The 17,575-nt window shown below is 70.1% G+C and carries 17 protein-coding genes and 2 pseudogenes; 14 read left to right on the top strand and 5 right to left on the bottom strand.

What is annotated here, in order from left to right:
- The first annotated feature begins 15 nt into the window (after nucleotides 1-15).
- Nucleotides 16-1,419, top strand: a complete 1,404-nt coding sequence (sthA, locus tag M3Q23_07660; GenBank protein MDP9341966.1) for a Si-specific NAD(P)(+) transhydrogenase — start codon at nucleotides 16-18, stop codon at nucleotides 1,417-1,419.
- A 397-nt stretch (nucleotides 1,420-1,816) separates the two neighbouring features.
- Here the strand turns inward: sthA and M3Q23_07655 are convergent, their stop codons facing one another.
- The gene (locus tag M3Q23_07655; protein ID MDP9341965.1) at nucleotides 1,817-3,769 is read right to left on the bottom strand and encodes a glycoside hydrolase family 15 protein; all 1,953 of its coding nucleotides are present in this window, start codon (nucleotides 3,767-3,769) and stop codon (nucleotides 1,817-1,819) included.
- Between the two features lie 148 nt (nucleotides 3,770-3,917).
- Between M3Q23_07655 and M3Q23_07650 the strand changes: the two are divergent.
- From M3Q23_07650 to M3Q23_07615, 8 genes and pseudogenes are all read left to right on the top strand, one after another.
- Nucleotides 3,918-4,076, top strand: a pseudogene (locus M3Q23_07650) (ATP-binding cassette domain-containing protein).
- A 2-nt stretch (nucleotides 4,077-4,078) separates the two neighbouring features.
- Entirely contained in the window at nucleotides 4,079-4,618 is a 540-nt protein-coding gene (locus tag M3Q23_07645; GenBank protein MDP9341964.1) for a hypothetical protein, read from the top strand.
- 59 nt (nucleotides 4,619-4,677) lie between these two features.
- Nucleotides 4,678-5,481, top strand: a complete 804-nt coding sequence (locus M3Q23_07640) for a metallophosphoesterase (protein MDP9341963.1) — start codon at nucleotides 4,678-4,680, stop codon at nucleotides 5,479-5,481.
- Between the two features lie 60 nt (nucleotides 5,482-5,541).
- Nucleotides 5,542-6,888 carry a 2,3-diphosphoglycerate synthetase gene (locus tag M3Q23_07635; protein MDP9341962.1) on the top strand — a complete coding sequence of 449 codons (1,347 nt, stop codon included), beginning with the start codon at nucleotides 5,542-5,544 and terminating at the stop codon, nucleotides 6,886-6,888.
- Nucleotides 6,885-7,859 (top strand): 2-phosphoglycerate kinase, encoded by a 975-nt coding sequence (locus M3Q23_07630; protein MDP9341961.1) that lies wholly within the window; start codon nucleotides 6,885-6,887, stop codon nucleotides 7,857-7,859. The genes M3Q23_07635 and M3Q23_07630 overlap by 4 nt, the downstream gene beginning before the upstream one ends.
- Nucleotides 7,856-8,539: a fructose-6-phosphate aldolase gene (gene fsa, locus M3Q23_07625; protein MDP9341960.1), complete on the top strand. Its 684-nt coding sequence runs from the start codon at nucleotides 7,856-7,858 to the stop codon at nucleotides 8,537-8,539. The genes M3Q23_07630 and fsa overlap by 4 nt, the downstream gene beginning before the upstream one ends.
- 4 nt (nucleotides 8,540-8,543) lie before the next feature.
- Nucleotides 8,544-10,181: a transcription termination factor Rho gene (gene rho, locus M3Q23_07620; GenBank protein ID MDP9341959.1), complete on the top strand. Its 1,638-nt coding sequence runs from the start codon at nucleotides 8,544-8,546 to the stop codon at nucleotides 10,179-10,181.
- Between the two features lie 26 nt (nucleotides 10,182-10,207).
- Entirely contained in the window at nucleotides 10,208-10,402 is a 195-nt protein-coding gene (locus M3Q23_07615) for a hypothetical protein (GenBank protein ID MDP9341958.1), read from the top strand.
- 10 nt (nucleotides 10,403-10,412) lie between these two features.
- Here M3Q23_07615 and M3Q23_07610 read toward each other — a convergent pair whose 3' ends face one another.
- From M3Q23_07610 to M3Q23_07595, 4 genes are read right to left on the bottom strand one after another with little or no spacing between them, the layout of a single operon-like run.
- Entirely contained in the window at nucleotides 10,413-11,630 is a 1,218-nt protein-coding gene (locus tag M3Q23_07610) for a hypothetical protein (protein ID MDP9341957.1), read from the bottom strand.
- Nucleotides 11,623-12,168, bottom strand: coding sequence for a sigma-70 family RNA polymerase sigma factor (locus M3Q23_07605; protein ID MDP9341956.1), 546 nt, complete (start codon nucleotides 12,166-12,168; stop codon nucleotides 11,623-11,625). Before M3Q23_07605 ends, M3Q23_07610 begins: the two co-directional genes overlap by 8 nt.
- Nucleotides 12,169-12,221: 53 nt before the next feature.
- Nucleotides 12,222-12,626, bottom strand: a complete 405-nt coding sequence (locus M3Q23_07600; GenBank protein MDP9341955.1) for a PIN domain-containing protein — start codon at nucleotides 12,624-12,626, stop codon at nucleotides 12,222-12,224.
- On the bottom strand, nucleotides 12,623-12,868 hold the full coding sequence (locus M3Q23_07595) for an AbrB/MazE/SpoVT family DNA-binding domain-containing protein (GenBank protein MDP9341954.1): 246 nt from the start codon (nucleotides 12,866-12,868) through the stop codon (nucleotides 12,623-12,625). The genes M3Q23_07600 and M3Q23_07595 overlap by 4 nt, the downstream gene beginning before the upstream one ends.
- Before the next feature lie 106 nt (nucleotides 12,869-12,974).
- Between M3Q23_07595 and rpmE the strand changes: the two genes are divergently transcribed.
- The 5 genes and pseudogenes from rpmE (at nucleotide 12,975) to prfA (ending at nucleotide 17,433) form a co-directional block, all read left to right on the top strand.
- Nucleotides 12,975-13,181, top strand: coding sequence for a 50S ribosomal protein L31 (gene rpmE / locus M3Q23_07590; GenBank protein MDP9341953.1), 207 nt, complete (start codon nucleotides 12,975-12,977; stop codon nucleotides 13,179-13,181).
- Between the two features lie 21 nt (nucleotides 13,182-13,202).
- The gene (locus M3Q23_07585; GenBank protein MDP9341952.1) at nucleotides 13,203-14,123 is read left to right on the top strand and encodes a DUF1385 domain-containing protein; all 921 of its coding nucleotides are present in this window, start codon (nucleotides 13,203-13,205) and stop codon (nucleotides 14,121-14,123) included.
- Nucleotides 14,124-14,139: 16 nt separating this feature from the next.
- The gene (locus M3Q23_07580) at nucleotides 14,140-15,015 is read left to right on the top strand and encodes a metallophosphoesterase (protein ID MDP9341951.1); all 876 of its coding nucleotides are present in this window, start codon (nucleotides 14,140-14,142) and stop codon (nucleotides 15,013-15,015) included.
- Between the two features lie 113 nt (nucleotides 15,016-15,128).
- A pseudogene (locus tag M3Q23_07575) lies at nucleotides 15,129-15,452 on the top strand (DivIVA domain-containing protein).
- An 898-nt stretch (nucleotides 15,453-16,350) separates the two neighbouring features.
- Complete coding sequence (gene prfA, locus M3Q23_07570; GenBank protein MDP9341950.1) at nucleotides 16,351-17,433, top strand: peptide chain release factor 1; 1,083 nt, start codon at nucleotides 16,351-16,353, stop codon at nucleotides 17,431-17,433.
- Nucleotides 17,434-17,575 lie beyond the last annotated feature (142 nt).

Raw genomic sequence — 17,575 nt, 5'->3', positions numbered from 1 at the left:
CTGAAGGAGGCACGCGTGACCTTCGAGTTCGACCTCCTCGTGATCGGCTGTGGGCCTGCGGGACAGAAGTCCGCGATCCAGGCGGCCAAGCTGGGCCGGCGAGCCGCGATCGTGGAGCGTCGGCAGGTCGGGGGCGTCTGCGTGATGACCGGGACCATCCCGTCGAAGACCCTCCGCGAGTCCGTCCTGCACCTGACGGGGCTCAGCCAGCGCGGGATCTACGGCCAGAGCTACCGGGTCAAGGAGGACATCACCATCGAGGACCTCCGGAGCCGGGCCGCCGACGTCATTCGCCGGGAGATCGAGGTCATCCGGGACCAGCTGGTTCGCAACCACGTCACGCTGCTGGAGGGCACGGCACGGTTCGTCGACCCGAACACGGTGCAGGTCGAGCGAAGCGACGGGGGAGAGCGGAAGATCAGCGCCGAGCACATCGTCATCGCCGCCGGCACCAAGCCCTCCCGGCCGCCGTCGGTCCAGTTCGACGACCGCACCATCTTCGACTCGGACGGGCTGGTGAACATCGAGCGCATCCCCGGCGCGCTGGTGGTGGTGGGCGGCGGTGTGATCGGCATCGAGTACGCCTCCATGTTCGCCGCGCTCGGCACGAAGGTGACCGTGGTCGACATGCGCCGGCGGATCCTGGAGTTCTGCGACGACGAGATCGTGGAGGGGCTCCAGCACCAGCTCCGGGACCTCGGGGTGAGCTTCCGGCTGGGGGAGGAGGTCACCGCCGTGGAGTCCCTGGACGAGGGGGCACTGGTGGTCCTGGCCAGCGGGAAGCGGATCGCCACGGAGGCCGTGCTGTATTCCGCCGGCCGGGAGGGCGCCACCGACGCCCTGGACCTGGCCAGGGCGGGACTCGACGCCGACGACCGCGACCGCATCCGCGTGGGCAGCCATTTCCGGACCGACGTCCCGCACGTCTACGCGGTGGGCGACGTGATCGGGTTCCCCAGCCTGGCCGCCACGGCCATGGAGCAGGGGCGGATCGCGGCCCTGGACGCCCTGGGCCAGGAGGTCAGCGACATGCAGGAGCTCCTGCCGATCGGCATCTACACGATCCCCGAGATCAGCTTCGTGGGGAAGACGGAGGCCGAGCTGACCGACGCGGCCATCCCCTACGAGGTGGGCATCTCCCGCTACCGGGAACTGGCGCGGGGCCAAATCCTGGGCGACTCCTACGGCATGCTGAAGATCCTGGTGTCGCCGCAGGACCGCACGCTGCTCGGCGTCCACGTGCTGGGAACCGGCGCCACCGAGCTGGTCCACATCGGCCAGGCCGTCATGGGCAACGGCGGGACGCTCGACTACCTGACCGGCGCGGTGTTCAACTACCCCACGCTGGCGGAGTCCTACAAGGTCGCGGCGCTGGACGCGCACAACAAGCTCCACGCGGTGAGCCGACTGGCGGGGTGAGCCCATGAGGCGGGGATCGTCCACGCTCAGGCCGCAAGTTGTTGGTGGCATTGGCATAGCGGTCTTTGTTGTCGCCCTCTGCATTGCTGCCTGTACCCAGCGTCGTATGTCTGCCCAAATGGGACAAGTCCAGGTGGGAGTCACGTCTGTCAATCCGGCGCGCCTGACGGGGGCACCGATTCGTCGCTCCACCAGATCGGCGCATACCGCTCCGGGTTGGATAGCAACTGCGGGACTGCTCGGTGGCTACGTGCTCGCAGCGTATTCATATGCGTCAGGTAAGCGAGATCACCGGTCCTAGGTCAGTCAAGTTGCTCACCTAGAGAGGACATGCATTTGATACGTCCGAGAGGAGAGAGACTGACCGATGGGCCCGGGTGACGCGTCGCTCTGAGGGCTAATACGTTCGGGCGGGCTCGAAACCGCCTTCCTCGCCTTCCTCGGCCCGGATGACGTGCATCACGGCGTTGATCAGGGCCAGGTGGGTGAAGGCCTGCGGAAAGTTCCCCAGATGCCGGCCCGTCCGGGGGTCGATCTCCTCGGCGTACAGCCCCAGCGGGCTGGCGTAGGACAGCAGCTTCTCGCACAGCTCGCGCGCCTCGACGAACTGGCCGATCTCGATCAGCGCGGAGACCATCCAGAACGAGCAGATGGTGAAGGTCCCCTCTCGCCCGGACAGGCCGTCGTCGGTCTCCTCGGTCCGGTACCGGAGGACCAGGCCGTCCTCCGTCAGCTCCTCGGCGATCGCCAGGACCGTCTCGCGGATGCGGGGGTCCTCCGGAGGCAGGAACCGCAGCAGCGGCATCAGCAGCAGCGACGCGTCGAGGGCGTTCGTGTCGTAGTGCTGGACGAACACGCCGCGCTCGTCGAGGCCGTGCTCGCAGATGTCGGCGTGGATCTCGTTGGCCACCTTCTGCCACTGCTCCGCCAGGTCGAACTCGTCGTGGAGCCTGGCCAGCCGGGCCCCCCGGTCGCACGCCACCCAGCACATCAGCTTGGAGGACGTGAAGTGTTTGGGGTCGCCCCGGACCTCCCAGATCCCCTGGTCGGGCTTGTCCCAGTTGGCGATGGCGTTCTCGACCTGCTTGACGAGCAGCGGCCACACCCGTTCCGGCAGGTGGTCCCGTGACTTCGCGTGCAGGTACACCGAGTCCAGGAACGCGCCCCACACGTCGTGCTGTCGCTGCTTGTAGGCGGCGTTCCCCACCCGGACGGGGCGGGCCCCCTCGTACCCGGACAGGTGGTCGAGCTCCCGCTCCTCCAGCTCCCGCTCCCCCCCGACCCCGTACATGATCTGGAGGTTCTCCTCGCCCTCTGCCGCGTCCGCCACGAAGTAGAAGAAGTCGTTCGCCTCCCAGTCGAAGCCGAGCGTGTACAGCCCCCACAGCGCGAACGTCGCGTCGCGGATCCAGCTGTAGCGGTAGTCCCAGTTCCGCTCCCCGCCGGGGGCCTCCGGCAGCGACGTCGTGGCCGCCGCGAGCAGCGCCCCGGTGGGGGTGTAGGTGAGGCCCTTCAGGGTGAGCGCGCTCCGCTGGAGATGGGTCCGCCAGGGATGGTCCGGGAAATCCCCGCGGTCCAGCCAGTGCTGCCAGTGGTGGGCGGTCCACACCAGCCGCTTGTAGGCATCCCCGTACGACGTGGGCGACGGGTGCTCGGTCCAGGACAGCGCGCAGAAGCGGACGTCGCCCTCCTTGACCAGGGTTCGGGAGATGGCCCGGGGGCCCTCGAACCCCAGCCGCAGGTCGGTGGTGAGCCGGAGCTCGACATCGACGCCGTCCGCTCGGCACACCGCCCGGTGGTAGCCGTCCCCCTCGTACTCCCACGACCCGGGGGTGCGTCCGTAGTCGAACGCGGGCTCGCAATCGAGCGTGATCTGCACCTCGCCGTTCACGCACCGGATCATGCGCAGCAGCACGTGATCGGCGTCGTAGTCCGTGGGGGCACGCCGATGGGTGTGGGAACGCTCCTCCTCGTCGTGCCACGGTCCCATCACCAGGACGTCGCGCACGATGATCCAGCCGCCCCGCGTCCCCCAGCTCGTCTCCAGCACCATCGTCCCCGGGAGGTACCGGCGCGAGTTGGGGACCATCTGGTCGGCCGGGCCCAGGCGGAAGAACCCCGCCGCGCGGTCCAGCATCGCCCCGAACACGCTGGGGCTGTCGGGCCGGGGGAGGCACAGCCACTCCACGCTCCCGGACGGGGCCACCAGCGCTGTGGCCTCGCCGTCGGCCAGGAAGCCGTACTCGGCGATCGGCGGGAACGGGCTGCGGCGGACAGGCAGGTCGGCCCGCCAGAGCTCGTCCGGTGGCGGGACGGCGGTGCTCCGGGGAAGGGAGTCGTCGTCGCCCATGGGTGGCGTGATCGCTTGCCATTGTAGGACGCGAAGGGGCGCCGGTCTGGCAGGGAACCGAGGCGATGCTTCCTCTCGGCCGCGTTGATTTGACGGTCTGTGGGCGGTGGTGTTCCATGACGAAATCCGCGCGGGGTCGGGGAGGGCGATGGCAGAGATCGCGCTCGAGAAGATCGACAAGGTCTACCCGGACGGCACACAGGCCGTTTTCTCGATGAGCCTCGGCATCGAGGATGCCGAGTTCATGGTGCTGGTGGGCCCGTCCGGCTGCGGCAAGACCACCGCCCTACGCATGGTGGCGGGGCTCGGGTGGCCATCGCCAAGCAGCTCGGCACGGAGTTCATCGACGCGGACGTCACGCGCCTTCGGACCCGGTTCCCCCTCCCTCCGGACGCCGACATCGCCCGGATCATCTTCCGGGAGCAGGAGGGGCTGTTCATGGAGGAGAGCGGCCTCGAGCGGGCCCGGCCCGAGGCCCACATCGACCTCAGCCGGCCCGACGGGTACGTCGAGCTGCTGGAGCAGGTCAAGATCCACGGCTACCACCTGATGATGGAACGGGGCGAGGTCCTCCCTCCCGAGGAGATCGCCGCGGACTGGTACGACTGGGTCTACCTGGCCGGGGTGGTCGCCATCCACAACGCGGGACTGTTCGAGCTGTTTCCCCGAGCCCGGGAGGGCGACCTGTTCCTGTGGGTGCAGCAGCGCCGGAGGGAGCTGTTCGCGGAGCACGGCCGGCGGTCCTTCGAGGAGGACGTCCGGGCCATCCGCGACGCGGAGATCCGCCATCGCCAGCACCGGGCCCGGCGGACCCTCCAGCGGATCCGCCCCCGCAAGCCGGACAACTGAGGCCCGGCGGGACGCCCCGGCCGCGTTAGGCCCCGGCCTTCCGCGGATACACTGTTGGCGTGGTCACCATCGCCCACATCTCCGATCCGCACGTGGGATCGCCCTTCTTCGTCCCGAACCTGATGAACCGCGTCATCGTCGAGCTCAACGAGCTCGAGCCCGACGCCGTGATCCTGACCGGCGACCTCACCAACGAGGGCTACCGCCAGGAGTACAAGAACTGCATCGCCTACCTCTCCCGGATCCGGGCCCCGGTCCACATCGTCCCCGGCAACCACGACGCCCGGAACGTGGGCTATGTCCACTTCGAGGAGCTGATCGGGGAGCGGTACTGGGTGCGCGACGTGCGGGGGGTCCGGGTGGTGGGGGCGGATTCCTCGGAGCCGGACCTGAACGAGGGCCAGATCGGCCGCGAGCGCTACGAGTGGATCCGGGAGAACTTCGCCGCCCCGGCCGACCTCAAGGTCTTCGCGCTGCACCATCACCTGCTCCCCGTCCCGGGGACGGGGCGGGAGCGCAGCACGGTGATGGATGCGGGCGACCTGCTGGAGGTCCTGATCACCTCCGGGGTGAACGTGGTGCTTTCCGGCCACAAACATGTCCCGTACGTGTGGCGGCTGGAGACCATCTACGTCGCGAACGCGGGCACGGTGTCCTCGCTGCGCCTTCGCGGCCACACCAAGCCCTGCTACAACGTCCTGGAGTTCGAGGGAGACGAGGTCAAGATCTCCCGGAGGTACCCGTTCGGGGGGCAGACGGTGCTGGCGCACTTCTCCCTGTCGACCGGGCACCAGTACTACCGCGAGATCGAGAAGCTCATCCAGGAGCCGGTCGAGGCGCGCAGCGGCGGTCCGCGGAAGTAGCGGACCCGGGGTCGAGCGCCCCGAGCGAGCGCAGCGCAGGCGGGGGCGGGGGATCGTCCGATGAAGGTCTTGGTCCTGGTGGACGGTGAGCACTATCCGCCGGTCACCCGGTGGGGCATCCAGGCCGCCCGCAGCATGGGCCACGAGGTGGTCGGCGCGCTGTTCCTGGGCGGGACCGAGAAGGTCTCCGGTGCCGAGCCGCCCGACCTCGGCGTCCCCACCGTGGCCGCCGGCGCCGACCGGATGGCCTCGCTGGCCGCGGCCCTCGGGACCGACGAGCCCGATCGCCCCGAGGCCGTGCTCGACCTCTCGGACGAACCGATCCTGGGGTACCGGGAACGCATGGAGCTGGCGGCGGTGGCGCTGTCGCGCGGTGTGCCCTACCTGGGACCGGACTTCCGGCTGGACCCGCCGGTGTGGGCGGCCCCGCTCCCGGTCCCGACCCTCGCCGTCATCGGCACCGGGAAGCGCACCGGCAAGACCGCCATCGCCGGAGAGGCCGCCCGGGTGGCGGACGCCGCGGGCCTCCATCCGGTCGTGGTGGCCATGGGGCGCGGCGGCCCGGCCGCCCCGCAGGTGGCCGAAGCGGGCAGCGTGACCGTGGAGTCCCTGCTGGACCTGGTGCGCCGGGGCCAGCACGCAGCCTCCGACTACCTGGAGGACGCGCTGTTCACGGGCGTCCCCACGGTGGGGGCGCGGCGGAGCGGCGGTGGCCTGGCCGGCGCACCGTTCGTCACCAACGTCCGCGAGGCGGCCGACCTGGCCCTGGAGTTGGGAGCGGGCGTGATCATCCTGGAGGGAAGCGGTTCCGCCGTCCCGCCCATCCCCTGGGATGCCGCCGTGCTGGTCGCGCCGGCGCAGGTTCCCGAGGAATACATCGGCGGGTACCTGGGCCCGTTCCGGATATTGCTATCGGACCTGTTCGTGGTTACAATGGCTTCAGGCCCGAGTTCCGGGCCGAAGAAACTCTTCGCTCTCGAATCCCACGTCCAGCGGCTCAACGGGGATGCCCGGTTCGTCGTCACGGACTTCCAACCGGCGCCGCTCCGAGATGTGCGGGGAAGGGCCGTGTACTTCACCACAACAGCGCCGGAAGAGGTGGCTGCAAGGCAGGTCGCCCATCTGGAATCCGAGTTCGGGTGCCGGGTGGTGGGACACAGCACCCACCTCGCCGACCGGATGGCACTGGTGGAGGACCTGGAGCGGGCCGAAGGCTACGACATGCTGCTGACCGAATTGAAAGCCGCCGCCGTGGACGTGGCCTCCGAGCGAGCCATGGCCCGCGGGGCGGAGGTGGTGTTCGTGGACAACCGCGCAGTGACGGTCTCGGACGGACCCGAGCTCCCCGCGCTGCTCGAGGAGACCCTGGAGCGCGCGGTGGCCCGGCACGCGAGACGAAATCCATGAAGAACGACCAGCGAAGCTCCCACATCGTGATCTCGGACCGTGAACAGGGCCTGCCCTATTCCAAGGGCCTGATGGCGTCGCGGGTCATGGTCACCGGGCTGGCGCCCTATCGCGCCTACCAGGTGGCCGAGCGCATCGAGGAGGTGCTGCTCGACCGCCCGGTTCCCTCGGTGACCAGCCATGAGCTGAACCAGGTGACCGTCAGCGTCCTGGAGGAGGTGGCCGGGGAGCGCTACGCCAAGAACTACCTGCGGTGGCAGGAGGTGGAGCGCCTCGACACCCCCCTCGTGCTGCTGATCGGGGGAGCGACCGGCGTGGGCAAGTCCACCATCGCCACGCAACTGGCGGCCCGGCTGGGGATCGTGCGCGTGGTGGCCACCGACGCCATCCGGGAGGTCATGCGGGCCATGTTCTCCCGGGAGCTCATGCCCACGCTGCACACGTCCTCGTTCGACGCCGACACGGCGCTGCGGGAACCCCCGATGCGGAATACGGACAAGGTGATCGTTGGTTTTCGTGAACAGACGGCAACGGTGTCGGTGGGGCTGAACGCGCTCATGGAGCGGGCCGTCGTCGAGCGCACCAGCCTGATCCTCGAGGGTGCCCACATCGTTCCCGGGTTCATCGACATCGACGCGTACGCCGACCGGTGCCTGGCCGTGCAGTGCGTGGTGTCGGTGGACGACGAGCCCACGCACCGCCTGCACTTCGCGGTGCGGTCGGCCGAGATGCCCACCCGGCCCGTGGAGCGCTACGAGCGAGGGTTCGACAAGATCAGGAAGGTCCAGAAGTACATCAAGAGCCAGGCGCTGTCCCACGGCGTGCCGATCATCTCCAACCACTACCTGGACCAGGCCATCGCGGCGGTCATCGACCTGGTGGTGCAGCGGGCCGCCCGGCGTGCCCCGCAGGAGGCGGCGGCCGGGGACGGAGCCGGGCGGATCGTGGAGTTCGACGGGAGGACGGGATGAGGCTGTTTCTCGACACCGCGCACATCGAGGAGATCCGCGAGATCAACCGGTGGGGGGTGCTCTCGGGCGTGACCACCAACCCCACGCTGGTGGCCCGCGAGCACGAGGACGTGGAGCGGGTATGGAAGGAGATCCTGGCCGAGGTCCAGGGCGACGTGTCCCTGGAGACCACCGAGCCCGAGGCCGGGCCCATGTACGAGCAGGGCCTGAAGCTTGCGGCGATGGGCGACAACGCGGTGGTGAAGGTGCCCATGACCCCCGCGGGCCTTGAGGCCGGCAAGCGGCTGGGCGGCGAGGGCATCCGCATCAACGTGACGCTGGTGTTCTCCCCGGCCCAGGCCATCCTGGCCGCCGAGATCGGGGCGTACATCGTGTCGCCGTTCCTGGGCCGGATCGACGACGCCGCCGCCGACGGGATGCATGCCCTCCGGCAGATCTGCGACATCTATGACATCCAGGGCTACGAGACGCAGGTCCTGGCCGCCTCGCTCCGGCACCCCATGCACATCGTGGATGCCGCCCTGGCCGGGGCGGACATCGCGACCATGCCATATGACGTGTTCACCAAGCTGGTGAGCCACCCGCTCACCGACATCGGCCTGGCCAAGTTCACGGCCGACTGGGAGAAGCTCCATCAGGAGCTCGGGGTGGTCCCGCCAGGCACCAAGGAAGGAGCTTAAGAACGTGGAGTCCCGCATGCTGGACAAATCCGTCCTCGAGGGGAAGGTGATCTCCGAGCTTCAGACCATCGCGGAGAGCCTCGGTCTCGAGGGACATCAAAGAATGCGCAAGGGTGAGCTGATCCAGGCCATCGTCGACCGGGCTTCCCGAGACGGGGGGTCCGAGGACGGCGACGGGCAGGGCGCTGCGACCGCGTCGGCTTCCGCCGCTGCCGAGGCGAGCTCGGGCGGCGTGGCCACCGAGGTCGACACGACCGAGCGGCCGGAGAGCCCGAACGGCGAGGCCGGCGGGGCGCTCGAGGCCGAATCGGACGGCGACGGCTCGCCGGAGCCCTCCGGGTCGGTCGACACGGAGACTCGCGAGGGTGAACCTCGGGAGCAGCGCGAGCAGCGAGGTCAGTCGGAGGACGGCGACATGCGTCCCGGTGGGCCCCGCAACCGCCGGCCCACCCGGGAGGAGCGGCGCCGTCAGCGCGAGGAGCGCCGGCAGCGGGAGATGGAGCAGCGCGAGCAGGAGCTCGCGGAGGCCCCGGTCCGCACCGGCATCCTCGACGTCCTGCCCGAGGGCTACGGCTTCCTGCGCACCTCCGGCTACCTGCCGGGCCAAACCGACGTCTACGTGTCGCTGTCGCAGATCCGCCGGTTCGCCCTCCGCAAGGGCGATACCGTCACGGGTGCGATCCGCCAGCCCAAGGACAACGAGAAGTACTTCGCGCTGCTTCGCATCGACAACGTGAACGGGATGGACCCCGAGGAGGCGAAGCAGCGGCCGGTGTTCGAGAAGCTGACGCCGCTGTTCCCCGACGAGCGGGTCCGCTTGGAGCACAACCCGACCGGGGTGAGCGAGCGCATCATCGACCTCATCGCCCCCATCGGGAAGGGCCAGCGCGGCATGGTGGTGTCCCCGCCCAAGGCGGGGAAGACCACGGTGCTGAAGCAGATCGCGAACGGCTTCCTGAGCGCCGACCCCAACATCCACCTGATCGTCCTTCTGGTGGACGAGCGGCCGGAGGAGGTCACCGACTGGCAGCGGACGGTGGAGGCGGCCGAGGTCGTCTACTCGACCTTCGACAAGCCACCGGACCAGCACATCCAGGTCACCGAGCTGGTGCTGGAACGGGCCAAGCGCCTGGCCGAGATGGGCCAGGACGTGGCCATCCTGCTCGACTCGATCACCCGGCTGGCCCGGGCCTACAACCTGGCCGCGCCGGCGTCGGGCAAGATCCTGTCCGGCGGCATCGACTCGACCGCGCTGTACCCCCCCCGGCGGTTCTTCGGGGCGGCGCGGAACATCGAGGAGGGCGGCTCGCTCACCATCATCGCCTCGACGCTGGTGGAGACGGGCTCCCGGATGGACGAGGGCATCTTCGAGGAGTTCAAGGGCACCGGGAACTGGGAGATCCGCCTGGACCGGGGCCTGTCGGAGAAGCGCATCTTCCCGGCCATCAACGTGGAGGCCTCCAGCACCCGCAAGGAGGAGCTGCTCATGTCGACCGAGGAGCTGGCCTTGGTGTGGCGGTTGCGGCGCGTGCTGCACGCGCTGGACCCGGGCGCCTCGCTGGAGCTGCTCATCGACAAGATCCGGGCCACCAAGTCCAACGAGCAGTTCCTCAAGGAGATCGCGAAGGCGCCGGTGAGCTAGTGGCCGGCTGGGGCGACGACCCTGTGATGGCGGAGCTCCAGTCGGCCATAGCCGATGGCTGGGAACCGGTCGCCATCCGCGAGGAGCGCGAGGGCTCGACGTCCTTCGACGTCGTCACCGCCCGCAAGGACGGGGAGGAGCGGGAATTTCGGAGCGACCACCTGGCGTTCCACCGCTACGTCGAAGGGCTGATGGAAGACTACGGCCTCAGCTACAGCTGAAGGGGAATGCTCACGGCAGCGCGTCGCAGGCGTGTTCCCCTGGCGGCGGGAAGAACACCACCGGCCCGGCGAAGAAGCTGCCGGCGCCGCATCCCGTCCCGTCGATCTCCCATCTGCCGTCGGTGAACGCATAGTCGATGTCCCCGCCGTCGGGCGATCGCCCGATCGACCTTGGGAACTCGGCGGTGACCGCAGAAGAGGGGGTTACCACGACCTCCCATCGGCCGACCTCCGCGGGCCGTCCGGGACCCAGCGATGGTATTCCCGTCGGTCCCGACGGCGCGGGCGGGGGTGTGCCCCGCGGGCTGGAGAAGAAGAGCGTGATGTCGACGAAGCCGGGGCCGGGCCGGACGTCGGCCCAGCACGTCGTCTCCAACGGCACGGGCTGGAAACGCAGCGGGGCGCCGCTTCCGATTGCCGGCGCGTACAGGATGCCGTCCGTAGGCTCGCCATTCGGTCCCGGTCGGCAGGAGTTCAACAAGCCTCCTGTCGCCGCCACCGCCCGGGCCATTGCCGCATGCGCTTCCGGCGCGGGGCCCTCCGGAATGACGGTGAGATCGAACGGCGCAAACGCCGGCCACATGAGTGGGTCCGAGCCCGACGTGCTCTGCTCGACGGCCGGACAGGAACCGAGGAGACGAAGGGGACCCGCCCACCGAACGACCACCGACTCGCTGCTGAGCTCCATGGAGTCCCCGGCCTGTAGCGGCTGCGGTGGCGTCGGACCGGGACCTTCCTGGCCGAAGTGGCGGGTCTGCGTGTCGAATAGGACGCTTCCAGAACGGTCCTCGACCCGGAGACGCCCGAAGGTCGCGTCGAACGGGTCGAACCGACCTGCGTAGAGGGTCCGGTCCGAACCGTTCTGGACGGAATAGGCGATGGAAACGGAGTCGCCCGGACGGACCTGCGAACTGGCCAGCGTCGCCGTGCACGTTGCGGGGAAGCCCTGCGCGTGCACGGTCACGCTGACGGGGGTGGCTGAAGGCGGGGGAGACTCGGGCGAGGGAGGCGCGGTCGTCGGGGCGGTCGCCGCGGGCGGCGAGGAAGGGTGAAGCGAGACGATCGCCGCGGCCAGCCCGCCCGCTGCGACCACGACCGCGACAGTCCCGGCCACGAGCCTCCCATTCCGGCGGCGCCGGCGTTCCCGGGCCCGGATGCCGTCCCACGCGTCGGGCCCAGGCTCCACGCCGGAGGTCGCCCGCTCGAGGAGGGTTCGGAGGTCACTCATCGGCGAGCTCCAGCGCTCGACGGATCCGAGCCCGGGCCTGGGAGGCCAGGCTGCGGGCCGTGACCTCCTCGACGCCGAGGACGGCGGCCGCTTCGGGTGGCCGCAGGTCCAGGAACTCGGTCAGCACCAGGGCCAGGCGCTGCCGGGGAGGCACTTCCCGGAGGGCCCGCAGGATGGCGTCGCGGTCCTCGGCCGCCTGGATGGGATCCGGCGGGGTCACCGGCGTCGGTCGGCGCAGCCGTTCCACCCCGCGGCGCCGCCATCTGCTCCGGAACGCGTTCATCGCCGTCCGGTACAGGTAGCCGGTCGGGTCGTCCATCCGCCGGATCCGGTCCCACCGCTGCAGCACCCTCACGAACGCCTCCTGCATGAGGTCCTCCGCCTCGGCCCGGTCGCCGCCGGTGAGCAGGTACAGGGCCCGCAGCAGCCGCCGGTGCTCGGCGCGGAACAGCCGCTCCACCTCGGCGTCGGCCGACCCCGCCGGGGCAGGTTCGGTCTCGGCGGCTTCGTTCCGAGCGTCGCTCCTCCCCGATGGCATCGACCGATACATGAACGCGCGGCCGGGCGCATTGTTCAAGAGCCCGAGCGGATTCACCCCAGGAAGCGAATGGTGGCGCCCAGACGTTCGTAGGTGGGCAGGGCACGCTCGTCGAGCGTGAGCAGATCGAGTCCCTCGTGCTTCGCGGCGGCCGCGACGAGCGCGTCATAGATCGCACCCCCCCTGATCCCCGAATCGGCCGCACGTCTCAGGAACCCGTGGTGCTCAGTCCCCGGAAGGACGACGGCCTTCTGGGGGAAGTTGCTGGCCAGGAACTCCACCACGAGCGCGGCGGGGGACCGATACGCCGGCGGGAGGCGGGTGAGGACTGCGAAGGACTCCGTGGCCACGTGGGCGATCAACCGGGGACGCGCCGCGATGGCCTCCGCAGCGCGGGCGTGGGATTCGTGCCAGCTTGCGAACGCAGCCACCACCACGCTGGTATCGACCGCGTTCAACGCCGCGCCTGCTCCTGGACCTCCCGGACCTGCGCTGCGGAAAGGGGCGGGAGCGGAACCCCGGCCTCTGCCACCGTGACGCCACGTCGCTTCACCAGGCGCATGGGGACGATGGCCGGCTCGATCTCAACGCGGCCGTCGCGCATGGACACCTCGACATCCGATCCCGGCCGCAGGCCCAGCGCGTCGCGCATCGGCTTCGGGACCACGACCCGCCCGCCCGAATCGATGGTGGTACGCATGGCAGCATCGTACCATCCACATTGCCATGACCGGCCCGGCCAAGAGCCCGCGGGAATGCCCGGGCGTTTGACACAATAGAGACCTCAAACCCCGAAAGGCGAGACGATGAAGCAGGGAATCCATCCCGACTACCAGTTGGCCACGGTGCACTGCTCCTGTGGCAACACGTTCCAGACCCGTTCCACCAAGTCCGAGCTGCGCGTTGAGATCTGCTCGAACTGCCACCCGTTCTACACGGGCAAGCAGAAGCTGGTCGACACCGGCGGCCGGGTGGAGCGGTTCCAGCGGCGCTACGCCAAGAAGCCCGGCTAGGCGGCGGGCGTCGCCGTAGCCATGCCCGAGGACGCTCCAGACCAGGACAAGCCGGTCCGCGAGAACCACCTGTACGGTGGCCAGGCCGTCATCGAAGGCGTCATGATGCGCGGCCGCGACCACTGGGCCGTGGCGGTGCGGCGGGCCGACGGCCAGATGCACCTGGAATCGCACGGCGTCCGCACGATCGGCAACCGGTTCCCGTTCCTCAAGGCGCCGGGCTTCCGGGGCATCCTGGCCCTGGGGCAGGCCATGTCCATCGGGATCCGGGCCCTCACGATCTCGGCGAACCAGTCGCAGCCGGAGGAGGAGCGGCTCACCCGCCGCCAGATGGCCGTGTCGATGACGGTGGCCATCGTGTTCTTCGTGGGGGTGTTCATCGCGGGGCCGGCGATCCTGTTCCGGTACGCCCAGCACCGGGTGCATTCGAGCGTCGTCGTCAACGCGCTGGAGGGCGTGTTCCGCGTCGCGCTGTTCCTGGGCTACCTGGCCCTGATCGGCCGGATGAAGGACGTGAAGCGCGTCTTCCAGTACCACGGCGCTGAGCACAAGACCATCGCCGCGTACGAGCATGACGCGCCGCTCGAGCCCGAGGCCGTGGACCGCTTCTCCACGCTGCACGTGCGGTGCGGCACCAACTTCCTGCTGATCGTGATGATCCTCACGATCTTCGTGTTCGCGGTGTTCGGGAACCCTCCGCTGGTGTGGCGGGTGCTCTCGCGCATCGTGGCCATCCCGGTCATCGCCGGCATCGCGTTCGAGCTGCTCCGCCTGGGGGCGAAGTTCCATCGATCGCTGGTGATGCGGGCGCTCATGGCTCCGGGCCTGTGGCTCCAGAAGATCACCACCAAGCCGCCGGACCACGACCAGATCGAGGTCGCCATCGCGTCGTTCCAGGAAGTCCTGCGCCGGGAGGCCGAGACGGCGAGTGCGCCCGCCTAGGAGCGCGACCCGACTGGTGGCGGTCGGGCTCTTCGCCGCGCTGGTGGCGTGCGCCGGGAGCAGCGGGCCACGGCATGGAACCGGCGCGTCGCCGCCACCGATCCCACCTCGGTCGCCCCACTCGGGGGCGTACGGGTTCGCCCTGATCGGCGACTTCGGAACCCAGGATGCGGCGGAGTCCGCCGTGGCCGCGTCGATGCGCCAGTGGGTCCGCCGACGCCCGTTCGACGGGCTGGTGACGCTCGGGGACAACGTGTACGACTCGGGAAGCCCCGGCGACTTCCACGCGGCGTGGACGGCGCCGTATGGGTGGGTGGACCGGCTCGGCGTGCCGGTGGTGTGGACGCTCGGGAACCACGACGTGGAGACGGCGGATGGGGCACCGGAGCTGCGGGCCTTCCACGTGCCGGGGCGGTGGTACGAGCGGACGGTCGGGCCTGTCGAGTTCGTGGTGCTCGACGCGAACCAGCCGGACGATGCCTCTCAGATGGCATGGCTCGAGCGGACCCTCGGCGCGGCCACGGCGCCGTGGACGGTGGTGGTGTTCCACCAGCCCGCGTACAGCTGCGGCTTCCACCAGTCCACGCCGGAGGTCGACGCCCGGTGGGTCCCGTTGTTCGCGCGTTACCACGTCGACCTGGTGGTGAACGGCCACGACCACGACTACCAGCGGTTCGCTCCGAAGTCAGGCGTCACCTACGTCGTGGACGGGGAGGGCGGCGCCGACTTCTACCCGGTGGGCCCATGCCCGGCCGGGACGCCGAGCCCGGTCGCCGCGAACGACACGGACCACGGGTTCCTGTACCTGAGCGCCACGGCGTCCCGGTTGACGGGCCAGGCCGTCGGCGTCGGCGGAACGGTGCTCGACACCTTCGTGCTCCGAAATCGTTGAAATCCGGGACGAGCGGGATACATTGGCATCAGGCGGCCCCCTGAGCCTGTCCTGACCGCGGTCCGGCACGTGCCGGCCAACGGCAAAGGAGGTCACCAGTGTCCGTCCTCGACATGGACATTTCGGCCCGCCGCACACCCCAGGGCGTCCGGAAGCGGCGCTTCGCCGTGGTCCGCCGGGGGTTCGATCCCGACCAGGTGCAGGCCTACCTGGAACAGATCGCCGGGTGGATCGAGCAGCTCGAGGCGGAGCTGCACACGGCCCGGGAGGAGCTCGACGCGGCGGCCCGCCGGGCGGAGCAGCCCATCGACCCGTACGGGAGGATGGGGGCGCGCGTCGCCGAGCTGATGCGAACGGCCGAGGAGCAGGCCGAGCGCATCCAGCGCGAGGCGGAGGAAGAGGCCAGCCGCAAGCTGGACGACCTCGAGACCGAGGTGGATCGGATCCGGAGCGAGGCCCGGTCCGGCGCGGAGCGGATGCGGCGCGAGGCGGAGGAGGAGTCCCTCCGCGCTCGCACCGAGGCGGCCCGAACCCTGGAGCAGGCGCAGGCGGAGGCGGCGCAGACCCTGGAGCGGGCCCGGACCGAGGCGAACAGCGTGATCGGGGCCCTGATCGGCCAGCGGGACATGCTGGTGACCGAGCTCCGGGCCACCCGCACCCGGCTCACGGAGCTGGTGGACGGCATCGACGCCACCGTGGAGACCACGCCGGTGTTCCCGCTGGGTGGTTCCCGAGACCTGTGGTCGGCTCCGCCGGAGCCACCCGAGCAGCCCGAACCACCGCGCGCGGCTCGGCCCCCGGAGCCGTCGGCGGCTCCCACCGGGCCCCCGTCCGCGGCTCCCATCGAGCCCCAGGCAAGGGCCTCATGGCAGGGGCCGGAAGACCCGTTCGAGAGCCAGGACCCGTTCGGGGTCCCCTCGGCCGAGACCGACCTGTTCGCCGAGTTCGCCGGCGGGCCGAGCTACGAGGGAACCGGGACGGGCCAGCCGCTGTTCGACGACACGGAGCTGCGGCCACGGACCTTCGGCGACGTGGAGGCCCCCTCGGGCTTCGGGACGAACGGGTTCCAGGCCGGCGGGACGCGCGCCCCGGACATCGGGGAGCCGGCCTCCTTCGAGCTTCCCGCCGGCGAGGCCCTCGACCTGGGCGAGTACGCCGAGGACGACTCCGAGGACGACTCCGAGGACGACTCCGAGGTCACGCCGACCATCGAGCTGTCCCTGCCGGACATCCCCTCGTTCGGCGAGGAGGACGACGAGCGGGAGTAGGCCCGGCCTGGGGACGCGATGACCGGGCGCCCGTTCGGCGCGCGCCGCAGACGGGATAATCGATGACGTGAATTCCCGTCTGGATGAGATCGAAGCGCGGTACGGCCAGCTCGAGGCGGAGCTCTCCTCCGCCGACGTCGCGGCCGACCCGGAGCGACTCCGCCGGCTGGGCAAGCAGTTCGCGGAGCTGGGCGAGGTCGTGTTGCCCTACCGCCAGTACAAGGAGGCGGCGCGGCAGGCCGAGGAGGCCCGTGCCATGGCCCGGGACGAGTCCGACCCGGAGATGGCCGCCTACGCGCGGGAGGAAGCGGCCGAGGCCGACCGGCGGGCCGCCGACCTGTGGGGCCGCGTCGAGCGGCTGCTGGTGCCGACGGACCCGAACGACGAGAAGGACGTGGTCGTCGAGATCCGGGCCGGGACCGGCGGCAACGAGGCCGCGCTGTGGGCCGCCGACCTGCTCGAGATGTACCGGCGGTACGCCGAGCGCATGGGCTGGAAGACGGATGTGCTTTCGGCGTCGCCGTCCGACCTCGGCGGGTTCAAGGAGGTCGTGCTGGAGGTCCGCGGGAAGGGTGCGTACTCGCGCCTGAAGCACGAGTCCGGTACCCACCGGGTGCAGCGCGTCCCGGTCACCGAGTCCGGCGGCCGCATCCACACCTCCACGGCGACGGTGGCGGTCCTGCCGGAGGCGGAGGAGGTGGAGGTCGAGATCCGCCCCGAGGACCTCGAGACCACCGTGTACCGGTCCAGTGGGCCCGGCGGCCAGTCCGTGAACACCACGGACTCCGCGGTCCGGATCGTCCACAAGCCCACCGGCATCAAGGTGGAGATGCAGGAAGAACGGTCCCAGCTCCAGAACCGGGAGAAGGCCATGCGCTACCTCCGGGCCCGGCTCCTGCGCATGCAACAGGAGGAGCAGCAGCGCAAGGAAGCGGAGGACCGGCGGCAGCAGGTGGGGTCGGGCGAACGAGCCGAGAAGATCCGCACGTACAACTTCCCCGACAACCGGGTGGCCGACCACCGGGTCGACGTGAAGCTGCACGACGTCCAGGCCGTGCTCTCCGGCGACATCGACAGGTTCGTGGAGGCGCTCACGGCGAAGTTCCGGACCGAGCAGCTGGCGGGGGACGGAGAGGTCCGCCGGGACTGACCGGTGTCCTGATGCGTCCATCCGAGGTCCTTCATCGCGCCACCTCCTACCTGCAACGGCACGGGGTCGAGAGCCCCCGGACCTCCGCGGAGGTCCTCCTGGCCACGGTGCTGGGAACCGACCGCGCGGGGCTCTTCGCGCG

It is taken from the genome of Actinomycetota bacterium (assembly GCA_030774015.1).
Classification (GTDB): Bacteria; Actinomycetota; UBA4738; order UBA4738; family JACQTL01; genus JALYLZ01.
This window is presented reverse-complemented; position numbering and strand designations above follow the sequence as displayed.